Here is a 13,613-nt window from a genome sequence, read left to right as displayed (position 1 = left end):
ACGAAGGCCCGCCTGCAGGACGACCGGTCGGCGACCCCCGCCGCGCGACCGCCCTCAGGCGAGCCGCGCCGACGCGGGCAGTGAACCCGGGCGCACCTTCGCCCACACGACCTTGCCGCCGCGCGACTGCCGCCACCCCCAGTCGGCGAGCCGCTCGACGATCTGCATGCCGAAGCCCCCCACGCGGCCGGGGTGACCGTCGGTCGTCACCGGCGGGGTCGGGTTGGCGTCCTCGACCTCGATGCGCAGCCCGTCGCCCGTGTCGTACAGCTGCAGGGCCACGTGCCCCCAGCCGTGCAGGACGGCGTTGGCCACCAGCTCGGAGACCACGAGCTCGGCGTTGGCGGCGTCGGGGATCTCCCACGCCTGGCAGGTGCGCACCACCGCGTGGCGGGCCCGGCCGATCGACGCCGGCTCGCTGGGCAGCGCCCACCGCCGCCGCCGCGGCGAGACGGCTCCCGCCAGGTGGTCGTCGGTGCCGGGCACACGCAGGACCACGACGGCGACGTCGTCCTCCGGGTGGTCCGCGAGCCGCGAGAGCAGGTCCTCGCCGATGCCCGCGGCGTCCCGCGCGGTCACGGCGGCGGCCACCGTCTCCAGCTCCTCCAGCCCGGCCCGCAGGCTGCGGTCGCGACGCTCGACCAGCCCGTCGGTGTAGTAGACGACGACGTCACCCGGTGCGAGCTCGACCTCGTCCGTCGCCCGCCCGCCCTCGCCGAACCCGACGAGCCGACCACCCGTGCCGCGCAGCAGCCGGGTGCGCCCGTCGCGCACGTGCAGCAGCGGCAGGTGCCCGGCGCGGGAGTAGCGCAGCGTCCAGCAGCCGCCCTCGCCGCGGACCAGCGCGGAGTAGACCAGGCTCGCGGCCCGCGGGATCCGCATGCCGCCGAACAGCTGGTCGACCCGGTCCAGCACCGGACCCGGCGTGGTGATGTCGAACGCGTACGACCGCACGACCGAGCGCAGCTGACCCATCGTGGCGGCCGCCTCGACGTCGTGCCCGACGACGTCCCCGATGACCACGCCGACGGTCTGCGGGTCGATCTGCAGCACGTCGTACCAGTCGCCGCCCACCTGCACGTCGTCGGAGTTGGGCGAGTAGTACGTCCACACGTCGAGACCGTCCACCTCGGCCTGCTCCGGCAGCATCGCCCGCTGCAGCGTCTCGGCCAGGCGGTGCTCGCGGTCGTACAGCCGCACGTTGTCGATGGACAGCCCCACGCGTCGCGCCACCAGCTCGACGACCGTGCGCTCGGAGGCGTCCAGCGCGGCGGTCCCCCCGCCGCCGCGGGGCCGCACGACGAGCATGCCGACCGGCCGTCGCCGGCCCGGGACCACCTGCACGACGACCCGCTGGTCGCCGTCGGCGTCGTCCGACGCGAGCCGTGCCGACAGCCACTGCGCGTAGGTGCCCTCGGGGTGCTCGGCCGCCAGGTCCAGCTCCAGCACGTCGCCGTCGGTGCCGGCCAGCAGCCGGCCCACCGGGTCCTGCCGGCACCGCGACAGCATCCGGCCCGACGGCCCGTGGTGGCGCGCGACGCCCGCACGGGCGGGCTCGAGCCCGTCCGCCGCCCACAGCCCGTTGTCGAAGAGGAAGAAGTCGGCACGCTCGACCACCTCGGACTCCAGCAGCGCCGCGATCTCGCGCAGCCCGTGGGGCTCGTCCACGTCCATGAGCAGGTCCGACACGCGTGCGATGAGCGACAGGCTGCGCCGCTCACGACGTTCCTCGGCGACGAGCGCCGCCTGCTCGGCGGACGCGCTGAGCTCGGCGGTGAGGTCCTGCACGCCCGCGACGAGCGTCCCGGGCGGGACGTCGGCACCGGCGGGCACGGCCGAGACGTGCGCCACGCACCGCACGTGCACGCCGTCGGCGCGGCGCAGCACGACCGGGTGGGTCGACGGCCCGCGCCGGTACTCCCGCACCGCCTCCGGGTCGGTCGGCCGCACCCGCGGGTCCGCCAGCACGTCGAGCCCCACGATGGTGTCGGCCGCGTACCCGACGGCACGCGCGAGGGCGTCGTTGACCCACACGACACGGATGCCCGAGGGTTGCGTACGCAGCACCGCGTAGGGCACCTCGGTGGCGGCGAACGCGGCCCCGAGCGCCGCCGCGGTGGGCGCAGGACCGGTCAACGGCAGGGCGACCGGACCGTTCCCCCGGTTCGCTGGCGTAGTCTCGGACGTCGGTTCCGTGGCGTGGGAGTTGACCACCACCACCTCCGATCGTCTAGCGTGCCGAACGGATGGACGGCTCGACCAACCCGGCGAGCCCCACCAGCGCCCGGAAGGAGCATCGTGCGAGACGCTAACAGTCCTTCCGCCGACGAGGATGCCGCCACGGCGGACCCGACCGACCCGGTCACGGTCGGCGAACCCGGCGCAGTGCAGGTCATCGTGGGGACCGACCGCACCCGCATCGTCCTGTCGGGCGAGGTGGACGCGGACCTCGGCCCCGAGCTCCAGGAGGCCACGGCAGAGGCGGAGCAGCGTGGTCTGCCGATCGAGGTGGACGCGCACCACGTCACGTTCATGGACTCGTCGGGCGTGGCCTTCCTCGCCCGGCTGTCGATCCGCAGCGAGCACCGCGTGCGCCTGCTGCGCGTGCCGCCCACCGTGCGCTTCCTCCTCGAGGTGACGCGCATCGGCGAGCTGCTCGACGTGGTCGACGACGACGACGCCCCGTTCCAGCCGGTCGAGCCCACGTCCTGACACGAGCCCACGTCCTGACGCGTCGCCCCGACGCCGGTGACGTCGGGCCCCGGACGACGACGGCCCCGGTCCCCCTCGCGGGGACCGGGGCCGTCGTGCAGGCTCAGCGCACCGGTCAGGAGATCCGGGTGCCCGCCGAGCGCAGCTGCTGGCACGCCTCGACGATGCGGGCGGCCATGCCGGCCTCGGCCAGCTTGCCCCACGCGCGCGGGTCGTACGCCTTCTTGTTGCCGACCTCGCCGTCGATCTTCAGGACGCCGTCGTAGTTGGTGAACATGTGGCCGACGACCGGGCGCGTGAACGCGTACTGCGTGTCGGTGTCGATGTTCATCTTGATGACGCCGTTGTCGACCGCCTCGGCGATCTCCGCGGCCGTCGACCCGGACCCGCCGTGGAAGACGAGGTCGAACGGCGACTCCTTGCCGATCTTCGCGCCGACCTCACGCTGGATGTCCGCGAGGATCGACGGGCGCAGCTTGACCGCACCCGGCTTGTAGACGCCGTGCACGTTGCCGAACGTGAGGGCCGTCAGGTAGCGGCCCTTCTCGCCCGCACCGAGCGCCTCGACGGTCTTCAGACCGTCCTCGGCCGTGGTGTAGAGCTTCTCGTTGATCTCGGCCTCGTGGCCGTCCTCCTCGCCACCGACGACGCCGACCTCGATCTCGAGGATCGTGCGGGCCGCCTGCGAGAGCTCGAGGAGCTCGGCCGCGATGACGAGGTTCTCGTCCAGCGGGATGTCCGAGCCGTCGAACATGTGCGACTGGAACGTCGGGTTCTCGCCGCGCTTGACCTGCTCCGCCTCGAGGGCGAGGAGCGGGCGGACCCACGAGTCGAGGTTCTTCTTGACGCAGTGGTCGGTGTGCAGCGCGATGGTCACGCCGTAGTTCTTGGCGACCTCGGTGGCGTACGCGGCGAGCGCGAGCGTGCCGGAGACGCGGTTCTTGATGGTCGAGCCGGAGGCGTACTCGGCGCCACCGACGGAGACCTGGATGATGCCGTCCGACTCGGCCTCCGCGAAGCCCTGGATGGCGGCGGTGACGGTCTGGGACGACGTGATGTTGACGGCGGGGTAGGCGAACTTGCCGGCCTTCGCCCGGTCGATCATCTCGGCGTAGACCTCGGGGGTGGCGATGGGCATCGCGGCTCTCCTGATGTTCGGGTGCGGTACGACACGAGTCTGCCACCACCGGGCCCCGAGCGTTCCGGGACGTCCACCGGGACCAGGTCGCCCGGCCCGGGAGAGGTCGTGGTGCATGCGCCCGAGGACCGCCCGGGAGCGCGACGCCGTCAGTGCGCGCCGGCGCCGCCGGGCGGCGTCACGTGCTGCACCATCCACGTGTGCATGGCGATCGCCGCCGCCGCGCCCGCGTTCAGCGACCGCGTGCTGCCGTGCTGGGTGATGTGCAGGACGACGTCGCAGACGTCCTGCGCCGCGGCGGTCAGCCCCGTGGACTCCTGCCCCAGCAGCAGGACGCACGCGCGCGGCAGCGCGTACCCCTCGATCGGTACCGACCCGGGCACGTTGTCGAGGCCGACGACCGGCAGGCGCCCGCCGTCCGGCCCGGCGCCGGCGGCCCACGCCGCGAGCGCCGCCGCGTCGGCGTGGTGGTGCACGTGCAGGTAGCGGTCCGTCACCATCGCGCCGCGCCGGTTCCAGCGACGACGCCCGACGACGTGCACGCCCGCGGCGTTGAACGCGTTGGCCGTGCGCACCACCGAGCCGATGTTGAGGTCGTGCGCCCAGTTCTCGATCGCGACGTGGAACGGGTGCCGCCGGGTGTCGAGGTCGGCCACGATCGCCTCGACCGTCCGGTAGCGGTAGGCGTCGACGACGTTGCGCCGGTCGCCGTGCGCGAGCAGCTCGGGGTCGTAGCGGGGGTCGAGGCGGTCCGTGCCGGGCAGCCGTGGCCAGGCCGCCGGGCCCCCGGGCCAGGGCCCGACGCCGACCTCGTCCGGCGGGCCGCCCACCGCCGGGCCCGCCTGCGCCGCACCCGCGACGGAGCCTTCCTGACCTGCAGGGTCGTCCGATCGCGGCATGCTGCCGAGCGTAGTCGCGGGCGCCCGCGGCGCGGTCCGCACCGCGGCCCCGGTGGCGCGCGCCGTGTCCGCACGCCACGGTTCGCGACCGCGGGCTCCTAGGCTGCAGGCATGGCACCCCCGCAGGACGAGGCACCGGTCGCCGGTGACGCCGTCGGCGTGGGGGCGTCACCGGTCGAGGCCGTCGACCGGGCGCTGCGGGTGCTCGAGGCGCTGGCGGCTGCCGGGCCGCACGGCACCGGGCTGGCGGAGCTCGCGTCGGGGCTGGGGCTGAACAAGACGACCGTGCACCGCACGCTCGCCGCGCTGCGCCACCGCGGTTTCGCGACGCAGGAGCCGTCCGGCCGGTACGTGCTCGGCCCCGCGGCGACGCGGCTGGGTGACGACTACCTCGGCGACGAGAACCTGCCCGTGCTGCTGCACCCCGCGCTCGTGGCGCTGAGCCGGGACGTCGACGAGCTGGTCCACCTGGGCGTGCTCGGCGGGCGCGAGGTCGTCTACCTCGACAAGGTCGAGCCCGAGCGCCCGGTGCGCGTCTGGTCGGCGATCGGGCGCCGCAGCCCCGCGGTCACCACCGCGCTCGGTCGGGCGCTCCTGGCGTACCGCGGGACCGACCGCGCGGCGCTCGCCGGCTACCTCACGGCGGGCGAGGTCGACGCCGAGCACGTCTGGGACGTCCTCGAGCGGGCGCGCCGCACGGGGTACGCGACGGAGGTCGAGGAGAACGAGGCGGGCATCAGCTGCCTCGCGGTGCCGCTCGTGCGCGCGGGTGCAGCGGTCGCGGCGGTGTCGGTCACCGCCCCGGTCGAGCGCATGACGCCCGGACGCGTCGCGGAGCTGCACGCCGCCGTGCTGCGCGTGCTGCCGCCCCTGCTGCCGGACGGGCTCACCCTCCCCCACCCGTGAGCCGGCCGGCCGGTCCCACCCCCTGCGGTCGACCGCTGGTCGTCCCGGAGCACCCACCCGGGCCCGGAGCACCGCCGAACCGACCACTGGTCACCCCCGCGCAGCGGCGGCCCCCCGGGCGGGTGTGCCGCGGCGCGCCCGCCGGTGACGGGGTGGACCCCGACATGAGACAGTGTTCCCCTCAGCGGCACGAGCGTTCCGCTAGGCGCAACACGTTCGAAGGAGAACCCGCGATGGACACCCTGGACCAGCTCGCCGCCGCCCGGCTCGTCCCGGTCGTCGTGCTCGACGACGCCGCCGACGCCGCGCCGCTCGCCGCCGCGCTCGTCGCGGGCGGGCTCCCCGTGGCCGAGGTGACCTTCCGCACCGCCGCGGCCCCCGACGCCATCCGCGTCATGAGCGAGCGCGGCGACCTGCTCGTCGGCGCCGGCACCGTCCTGACCGCCGCACAGGTCGACCAGGCCGTCGCGGCGGGCGCCTCGTACGTCGTCTCCCCCGGGCTGAGCCGGGCCGTCGTCGAGCGGTGCCAGGAGCACGGCGTGCTCGCCCTGCCCGGTGCGGTCACCGCCACCGAGATCCAGGCCGCGCTCGAGCTCGGCCTGACGACCGTGAAGTTCTTCCCCGCCGGCACGTCGGGCGGCCCGAAGGCGATCGCCGCCCTCGCGGCCCCGTTCGGCGGGGTGGGGTTCGTCCCCACCGGCGGTGTCAGCGCCGCGAACCTCCACGAGTACCTCGACGTGCCCGCCGTCGTCGCCGTCGGCGGCTCATGGATGGTGGGCAAGGACCTCGTGCGTGCCGGCGACTTCGCGACCGTCACCCGCCTCACCGCCGAGGCCGTCGCCCTCACCCGGCGCTGATCCGCGCCGCACCGCCCCCGGACGCCGACCTCCACGAGACCGAGGACCCCATGAGCAGCCTGCCCATCCGCCCCGCGGCCGAGTGCCGCTACGACGTCGTCTCCCTCGGCGAGGTGATGCTGCGCCTCGACCCGGGCGAGGGCCGCATCCGCACCGCCCGGCAGTTCCGCGCGTGGGAGGGCGGCGGCGAGTACAACGTCGCCCGCGGCCTGCGCCGCGCGTTCGGCCTGCGCGCGGCCGTCGTCACCGCTCTGGCCGACAACGAGGTCGGCCGCCTGGTCGAGGACCTCGTCCTCACCGGCGGTGTCGACACCTCGTTCATCCGGTGGGTGCCCTACGACGGCATCGGCCGCGGCGTGCGCAACGGCCTGAACTTCACCGAGCGCGGGTTCGGCGTCCGCGGTGCCGTCGGGGTCTCCGACCGCGGCCTGACCGCGGCCTCGCAGATGAAGCCCGGCGACGTCGACTGGGACCACCTGTTCGGGGACCTGGGCGTGCGCTGGCTGCACACCGGCGGCATCTACGCCGCGCTCAGCGGGACGACGGCCGAGCTCGTCGTCGAGGCGGTGACCGCCGCGAAGCGTCACGGCACCGTCGTGTCCTACGACCTCAACTACCGGCCCTCGCTGTGGAAGGCCATCGGCGGGCAGGCGACGGCCCAGGAGGTCAACCGGCGCATCGCCGAGCACGTGGACGTCATGATCGGTAACGAGGAGGACTTCACGGCCTCCCTCGGGTTCGAGGTCGAGGGCGTCGACGAGAACATCTCCGCCATCGAGGTCGACGCGTTCGCCGCGATGATCGAGCAGGCCGCCGCCGCGTACCCGAACTTCCAGGTCATCGGCACCACGCTGCGCACCGTGCACTCGGCGTCCTGCAACGACTGGGGCGCGATCGCGTGGTCCCGCGACACCGGGGTCGTGCAGGCGACGTACCGCGAGCGCCTCGAGATCCTCGACCGCGTCGGCGGCGGCGACTCGTTCGCGTCCGGGCTGATCTACGGCCTGCTCGACGGGCAGCCGCTGGCGACCGCCGTCGAGTACGGCGCCGCGCACGGCGCGCTCGCCATGACCACGCCCGGCGACACCACGATGGTGACGAAGGCCGAGGTCCTCAAGCTGGCGGGCGGGGGCAGCGCGCGGGTCGACCGGTGACCCGGCCCCCACGCCCGCCCAGCGCCGTCACCGTCCGCGCCCGGGGCGCCGGCGGCCCGACGTGCACGGGTCCTGCACCCGGGGACCAGCCGCCGCCCACGTCGCGCGCCGTACGCTGGGACCCATGCTGACGACGACGGTGCTCGCTGCCGCCCTGACCGATGCCCCGATGCAGGCCCTGGCGGCCGGCCCGCTGCCCGCGCTGGGCCCGGACTTCCTCGACGCCGAGAAGCTCATCAACTCGTTCGGCACCGCGGCGCTCATCGGCATCGTCGCCGTCGTCTTCATCGAGACCGGGCTGCTGTTCCCGTTCCTGCCCGGTGACTCGCTGCTCTTCACCGCCGGGGCGCTCGTCGCGCAGGACTCGCTGCAGCTCAACATCTGGGTGCTGTGCCTCCTGCTGTTCCTCGCCGCGTTCACGGGCGACCAGGTCGCGTACGTGATCGGCCGCAAGCTCGGGCCCAAGGTCTTCAACCGGCCCGACTCGCGGTTCTTCAAGCAGAAGTACATCGACCAGACGTACGCGTACTTCGACAAGTACGGCGGCCGCACGATCATCGTCGCGCGGTTCGTGCCCTTCGTGCGGACGTACGCGCCCGTCGCGGCCGGCGTCGGCAAGATGCACTACCGCCACTTCGTGTCGTACAACGTCATCGGCGCCCTGCTGTGGGGCGTCGGGGTCACGCTCCTGGGCTACTGGCTGGGCAACTTCTCCTTCATCAAGAACAACATCGAGGCCCTGCTGATCCTCATCGTCGGCGTCTCGGTGCTGCCCGTGGTGTTCGAGCTGTGGAAGGCGCGCCGCAAGGAGAAGGCCGGTGAGACGGTCGAGGGCCGCGACACCGACTACGACGAGCCGGTCGAGCGCGCGGCCGTCGAGCGGGAGGTCTTCGGCCACGCCGCCACGCCGCCCGTGGACGGGCAGGCCGGCACGGAGGTCGTCGACGACGGTGCGGCGGAGCGCACCGAGCGATGACCCGCGAGATCCGGTCGTGGCTCTCGGACATGGACGGCGTCCTGGTCCACGAGGGCACCGCGCTGCCGGGCGCGGCGGAGTTCGTCGACGCGCTCAAGGCCGCCGGCCGTCCGTTCCTCATCCTCACGAACAACTCGATCTTCACGCCGCGCGACCTGCGGGCGCGGCTCGCCGCCACCGGGCTCGACGTGCCGGAGGAGTCGATCTGGACGTCCGCGCTGGCGACGGCGCAGTTCCTCACCGACCAGATGCCCGGGGGCTCCGCGTACGTCATCGGTGAGGCCGGCCTGACGACCGCCCTCTACGAGGCCGGCTACACGCTGACCGCCACCCGCCCCGACTTCGTCGTGCTCGGTGAGACGCGCACCTACTCGTTCGAGGCGATCACGCAGGCCATCCGCCTGGTCCAGGGCGGCGCCCGGTTCATCGCCACGAATCCCGACGTCACGGGGCCCAGCGCCGACGGCGACCTGCCGGCGACCGGCGCCGTGGCCGCGATGATCTCGGCCGCGACCGGACGCAAGCCCTACTTCGTCGGCAAGCCCAACCCGATGATGATCCGCTCGGCGCTCAACCGGATCGACGCGCACTCGGAGACGACGGTCATGGTCGGCGACCGCATGGACACCGACGTCGTGGCCGGCATCGAGGCGGGCCTGCGCACGTACCTGGTGCTCACGGGGTCCACGCGGGAGCAGGACGTGCAGCGCTTCCCGTTCCGCCCCACGGCGGTGCTGGACTCGGTGCAGGACCTGCTCGCGCTCGTCTGAGGGGCGTCCGGGCCGCCCAGGGGCTCCTCCGGGGCCGTTCGTCCCGCCTGCACGCCCTGCGCCGGGGGCACGCTGGAGCATGCGCAACAGCGAGCTCGCCCAGGTGCTGCGCGCGGCCAACCCCTGGTGGTCGCGTCGCCGCCGTGCGTCCTGGGTGCTCGACGACGCCGACCTGGCGACCCGCGCACGCCACGAGTGGCAGCCGGCGACGCAGGCGGCCCGCTCGATCCTGGCGGACCTCGCCGCCGGACCCCGTCCCGGCACGGTGACCGTCGTCGCCGGCCCGCGCGGCGTCGGCAAGACGACCGCGGTCAAGGACGTCGTCGCGCATCTCGTGGCGGACCCCCGCACCGACCCCCGCCGCGTGGTGCTCGTCCCGGTCCAACGGACCGAGCCCGACGGCACGGTCGCGCAGTGGGAGCCGGCCGACCTCTCCACGACGGTGCGCACCCCCACCCGGACCGGTGCTCCGGCGTGCGACGACCCGCGCGTGCTGGTCCTGGACGAGGTGGGCGCCGTCGCCGGGTGGCCCCAGGTGGCCGCCCACGCGTTCCACCGCGGCGACCAGGTGGTCGTCACGACGTCCGTGCTCGACCCCGCCGACCTCGCCGCCCTGGAGCAGGAGGTGCCGGCCGCCACGGTCCGGCGCCTGCACCCCGCGAGCATGTCCGAGGTCCTGCTCGCCCAGCCGGGCGGTGGCACGCAGGACGTGCGCAGCGCCTACCTGCGCCACGGCGGCCTGCCGCGCGCGCTGGCCGAGCACCGCGACCTGGGCGACGTCGGCGACGAGCTGGTCCGGTGGCTGGCGGCAGGGCTGCACCACGACGTCTGCCGCGGCGAGGGCGGCTGCCCGACCGAGCTGCTGCTGGCGGCGCTGTGCGCGACCACCGACCGGTTCGTCGAGCCGCAGCAGCTGGCACGTGCGCTCCGCCTGTCGACGGCCGAGGTGGCGCGGCTGCTGGCACGCCTGGAGCAGGCGCACCTGCTGGACCCGCGCCGCGGCCTGGTCGACCCGCTGCTGCACCGGCTGCCGTCACTGCTGGCGCCCGACCGGTACGCCGCACCGTCGGCCCAGCACATCGCGACGTTCTCGCACTGAGCACGACGACGCCCGGCCACCACGGGCCGGGCGTCGGGTGGTGCGGCAGCGGCGGCTCAGAACCCCACGGTCGGGGCCCGACGCACCTGCGGGTCGTCGACCTCGAAGTACTCGGCGCGCGTGAACCCGAACGCACCGGCCACGAGGTTGGCGGGGAACGACTCGACCTTGGTGTTGAGCTCGCGCACGTTGGCGTTGTAGAACCGGCGCCCCGCGGCGATGCGGTCCTCGGTGTTGGCCAGCTCGGCCTGCAGCTGCTGGAAGTTCTCGCTGGCGCGCAGCACGGGGTAGTTCTCGGCGACGGCGAGCAGCCGGCCGAGCGCGGCGTTCAGCGCGTTCTCCTGCGTGGCCTGCTCGGCGGGCCCGGCGCTCGGTCCGGCGGCCGCCGCGCGGGCGCGCGTGACCTCGTCGAACACGCCGCGCTCGTGGGCGGCGTACCCCTTGACCGTCTCGACGAGGTTGGGGATCAGGTCGTGCCGGCGGTGCAGCTCGACGTCGATCTGCCGCCACGACTCCTGCACGAGGTTCCGCAGGCGGACGAACCCGTTGTACTGCGCGACCCCCCACAGCAGCACGAGGACGACGACGACGGCGATCACGACGAGGGCGATGAGGCCTCCGCTCACGGCGACTCCTTGGGTCGGGACGTGCGCCGATCGTACCGGCCGCGTCCCCGTGCTCAGGTGCCGCGTGCGGCGTCGTCCCGGGCCGGGTCGTACCCGTGGTCCTGCCACACGTGGCGCGGGACCCCCCGCACCACGGCCGCCAGCACGCCCAGCCGGGGTGCGATGCGGGCGGTGTCCGTGGCGCCGGTCTCCCAGGACGTGATCCACGTGCCCTCGATGCGCCAGGCGACGCCGAGGGCGTCGGGCCGCAGCAGCCGTTCGAGGGTGCGCGGGTGCAGGATCGCGTGCGCCGTGCGCGCGTCCGGCGCGTCGACCCGGTACGCGGCGTTGAACGCCGCGGACTCCAGCTGCAGGTCGCGCGCACCGAACGCCTTGGCCACGCGGGCGCCGACGCCCTCCGCGGTCACCTCGAGCGTCGGCAGGTGGGCGGGCAGGCGGAGCGCGACGACGTGCACCTCGTGCTCGCGCCGCTCGTCACCGCTGCCCGTGGTCCACGTGTACGTGAACGACACGGCGGACAGCCCCTCGTACGTGCCGGTCAGGACCTCCGTGACCGTGCGCGAACGGCCCTGGCCGAAGGGCCGGCCCGTCTGCAGGGCGGCCAGACCGAGCCCGGGGTCCCGCGGTGCGAAGGTCCAGCCGGTCGCCGCCGCCCACGCCGTCAGCTCCGCGGCGCGCCGGCGCCGCAGCCACGCGCCGCCCACGGCGCTCAGCACGGCGACCGCGCCGATGAGCAGGAGCATCCCGCCGCCCTGCGGAGCCAGACCGGTCCACGAGCCCACGGTGACGAACGCGACCAGCCCCAGCACGGCGTACGCGCCGAACCGCACCCCCTGCCGCACCGCGGTGCCCGTCAGGCCAGGCCGAGGTCGGACAGGTCGAGCAGGTGGTGGTACGCGACGCCGAGCGCCTCGATCGCCTCGCGCGCGCCGGTGCCGCGGTCGACGATCGTCGCGACGGCCACGACCTCGCCGCCCGCCTCCCGCACGGCCTCGACCGCGGTGATGGCCGACCCGCCCGTGGTCGACGTGTCCTCGACGACGACCACGCGACGACCGGCCACGTCGGGGCCCTCGATGCGGCGCTGCAGGCCGTGGGCCTTGCCCGCCTTGCGCACGACGAACGCGTCGAGGTCCTGCCCGCGCGACGCGGCGGCGTGCAGCAGCGCCGTGGCGACGGGGTCCGCACCCAGCGTGAGCCCGCCGACGGCGTCGATCTCCGCGGTGCCCAGACCGACCTCCTCGAGCAGGTCGAGCAGCAGGTGGCCGATGAGCGGCGCAGCCCGGTGGTGCAGCGTCACCCGGCGCAGGTCGACGTAGTAGTCGGCCTCCTTGCCGGACGACAGCGTGACCCGCCCGTGCACGACGGCGAGGTCACGGACGAGGGCGACGAGCTGGTCACGGGGCGCTGCGGCGGGGGCGTCGGTCACGGCCCGAGGGTACCGGGCCGCCCTGGCGCCCGGCGTCCGGCGTCCGGGTGCCGGGGCGGCCGCTGCCGCGGGCACGCAGCCCGACGGGCCGACGGGTCAGGACTCGTCGGTCTGCGCCTGCGCACCGTCCGGCAGCGCGCGCCGGTACCCGCCGAACGCCCGCACCGCGGAGCGGGGCGCGAGGCGCAGCAGCGCCGAGACCGCCTTGTACCGCAGGCTCGGCGTCGACAGGACGACACCGCGGCGGACGTCCGCGAGCGCGGCGGCCACCACGTCCTCGGCGTCGAGCCAGCCCACCTCGGGGTAGTGCGCCGTGTCGATGCGCCCGCGCTCGTGGAACTCGGTGCGCGTGAACCCCGGGGCGACGACGGTCGCGGTGACGCCCGTCCCCTTGAGCTCGACCGACAGGGCCTCGGTGAACACCCGCACCCACGCCTTGTGCGCGGAGTAGGTGCCGGTCGCGATGAGCCCGGCGACGGATCCGACGTTGAGGATCGCGCCGCGGCCGCGCGCCCGCATCGCGCCGGCGGCCTCGTGCGACAGCACCATGACGGTCCGGACCATGAGGTCGAGCGCCCGCTCCTCCGCGGCGAGGTCGCCGTCGACGAAGCTCTGGTTGAGCCCCATGCCCGCGTTGTTGACGAGCAGCCCGACGGGCCGCTCGTCCGAGCGCAGGCGGGCGGCGACGCGCTCGAGGTCGCCGCGGTCGGTGAGGTCGGCGGCGAGCACCTCGGCACGGACGCCGGCCGCGGCCTCGAGCTGCGAGGCGAGGCGGGTCAGCCGCTGCTCGTCGCGGGCGACGAGGACGACGTCGTGGCGGGCGGTGGCGAGCTGCCAGGCGAACTCCAGACCGAGTCCGGCGCTGGCGCCGGTGACGAGTGCGGTTCCCATGGGCGCCACCCTACGGATCGCGCGCCCGTCGCGTCGCGTCGGCGGGTCCGCCGCGCGGCGGATCCGCAGGTGGCGGGCCCTCGTGCGGTGTCAGGTGCCCGGTCCGCGGTCTCCGGGTGCCCGCCTGCCGGACCGCCCGTAGCGTGGTGCGCCCGA

Annotated in this window: 14 protein-coding genes; 7 read left to right on the top strand and 7 right to left on the bottom strand. The window is 74.7% G+C overall.

Annotation, left to right across the window (positions count from 1 at the left end):
* Positions 1-54 precede the first annotated feature (54 nt).
* Positions 55-2,136, bottom strand: coding sequence for a SpoIIE family protein phosphatase (locus J1G43_RS04925; protein WP_242635207.1), 2,082 nt, complete (start codon positions 2,134-2,136; stop codon positions 55-57).
* Between the two features lie 261 nt (positions 2,137-2,397).
* Between J1G43_RS04925 and J1G43_RS04920 the strand changes: the two genes are divergently transcribed.
* On the top strand, positions 2,398-2,712 hold the full coding sequence (locus J1G43_RS04920) for an STAS domain-containing protein (protein WP_307859476.1): 315 nt from the start codon (positions 2,398-2,400) through the stop codon (positions 2,710-2,712).
* 115 nt (positions 2,713-2,827) lie between these two features.
* Here J1G43_RS04920 and fbaA read toward each other — a convergent pair whose 3' ends face one another.
* Both fbaA and J1G43_RS04910 read right to left on the bottom strand, forming a co-directional pair.
* Positions 2,828-3,850, bottom strand: a complete 1,023-nt coding sequence (gene fbaA, locus J1G43_RS04915) for a class II fructose-bisphosphate aldolase (protein WP_207370123.1) — start codon at positions 3,848-3,850, stop codon at positions 2,828-2,830.
* A gap of 149 nt (positions 3,851-3,999) precedes the next feature.
* Positions 4,000-4,749: a TrmH family RNA methyltransferase gene (locus J1G43_RS04910; protein WP_207378070.1), complete on the bottom strand. Its 750-nt coding sequence runs from the start codon at positions 4,747-4,749 to the stop codon at positions 4,000-4,002.
* Positions 4,750-4,860: 111 nt separating this feature from the next.
* On the opposite strand from J1G43_RS04910, the gene J1G43_RS04905 reads away from it, so the two are divergent.
* From J1G43_RS04905 to J1G43_RS04880, 6 genes are all read left to right on the top strand, one after another.
* A complete protein-coding gene (locus J1G43_RS04905) occupies positions 4,861-5,655 on the top strand; it encodes an IclR family transcriptional regulator (RefSeq protein WP_207378069.1) in 795 nt (264 codons plus the stop codon).
* A gap of 233 nt (positions 5,656-5,888) precedes the next feature.
* On the top strand, positions 5,889-6,512 hold the full coding sequence (gene eda, locus J1G43_RS04900) for a bifunctional 4-hydroxy-2-oxoglutarate aldolase/2-dehydro-3-deoxy-phosphogluconate aldolase (protein WP_207339338.1): 624 nt from the start codon (positions 5,889-5,891) through the stop codon (positions 6,510-6,512).
* A 50-nt stretch (positions 6,513-6,562) separates the two neighbouring features.
* Complete coding sequence (locus tag J1G43_RS04895) at positions 6,563-7,666, top strand: sugar kinase (protein ID WP_207339339.1); 1,104 nt, start codon at positions 6,563-6,565, stop codon at positions 7,664-7,666.
* Positions 7,667-7,790: 124 nt separating this feature from the next.
* Positions 7,791-8,642: a VTT domain-containing protein gene (locus J1G43_RS04890; protein ID WP_207339340.1), complete on the top strand. Its 852-nt coding sequence runs from the start codon at positions 7,791-7,793 to the stop codon at positions 8,640-8,642.
* Positions 8,639-9,412 carry an HAD-IIA family hydrolase gene (locus J1G43_RS04885; RefSeq protein WP_207339341.1) on the top strand — a complete coding sequence of 258 codons (774 nt, stop codon included), beginning with the start codon at positions 8,639-8,641 and terminating at the stop codon, positions 9,410-9,412. Before J1G43_RS04890 ends, J1G43_RS04885 begins: the two co-directional genes overlap by 4 nt.
* Positions 9,413-9,491: 79 nt before the next feature.
* Entirely contained in the window at positions 9,492-10,511 is a 1,020-nt protein-coding gene (locus tag J1G43_RS04880) for an AAA family ATPase (RefSeq protein WP_207378068.1), read from the top strand.
* A 56-nt stretch (positions 10,512-10,567) separates the two neighbouring features.
* Here J1G43_RS04880 and J1G43_RS04875 read toward each other — a convergent pair whose 3' ends face one another.
* The 4 genes from J1G43_RS04875 to J1G43_RS04860 all read right to left on the bottom strand — a co-directional run bounded on the left by J1G43_RS04875 (position 10,568) and on the right by J1G43_RS04860 (position 13,457).
* A complete protein-coding gene (locus J1G43_RS04875; RefSeq protein ID WP_207339343.1) occupies positions 10,568-11,137 on the bottom strand; it encodes a LemA family protein in 570 nt (189 codons plus the stop codon).
* A 53-nt stretch (positions 11,138-11,190) separates the two neighbouring features.
* Positions 11,191-11,979 carry a hypothetical protein gene (locus J1G43_RS04870; protein ID WP_207378067.1) on the bottom strand — a complete coding sequence of 263 codons (789 nt, stop codon included), beginning with the start codon at positions 11,977-11,979 and terminating at the stop codon, positions 11,191-11,193.
* An 11-nt stretch (positions 11,980-11,990) separates the two neighbouring features.
* The gene (pyrE, locus tag J1G43_RS04865) at positions 11,991-12,566 is read right to left on the bottom strand and encodes an orotate phosphoribosyltransferase (protein ID WP_207339345.1); all 576 of its coding nucleotides are present in this window, start codon (positions 12,564-12,566) and stop codon (positions 11,991-11,993) included.
* A gap of 96 nt (positions 12,567-12,662) precedes the next feature.
* Positions 12,663-13,457 carry an SDR family oxidoreductase gene (locus J1G43_RS04860; RefSeq protein ID WP_207378066.1) on the bottom strand — a complete coding sequence of 265 codons (795 nt, stop codon included), beginning with the start codon at positions 13,455-13,457 and terminating at the stop codon, positions 12,663-12,665.
* Between the last annotated feature and the right edge of the window lie 156 nt (positions 13,458-13,613).

Origin of the sequence: Cellulomonas sp. zg-ZUI22, from assembly GCF_017353535.1 — a bacterium.
Classification (GTDB): domain Bacteria; phylum Actinomycetota; class Actinomycetes; order Actinomycetales; family Cellulomonadaceae; genus Cellulomonas; species Cellulomonas wangleii.
The sequence above is the reverse complement of the archived record's forward strand: the minus strand, read 5'-3'. Positions and strand labels throughout refer to the sequence as shown.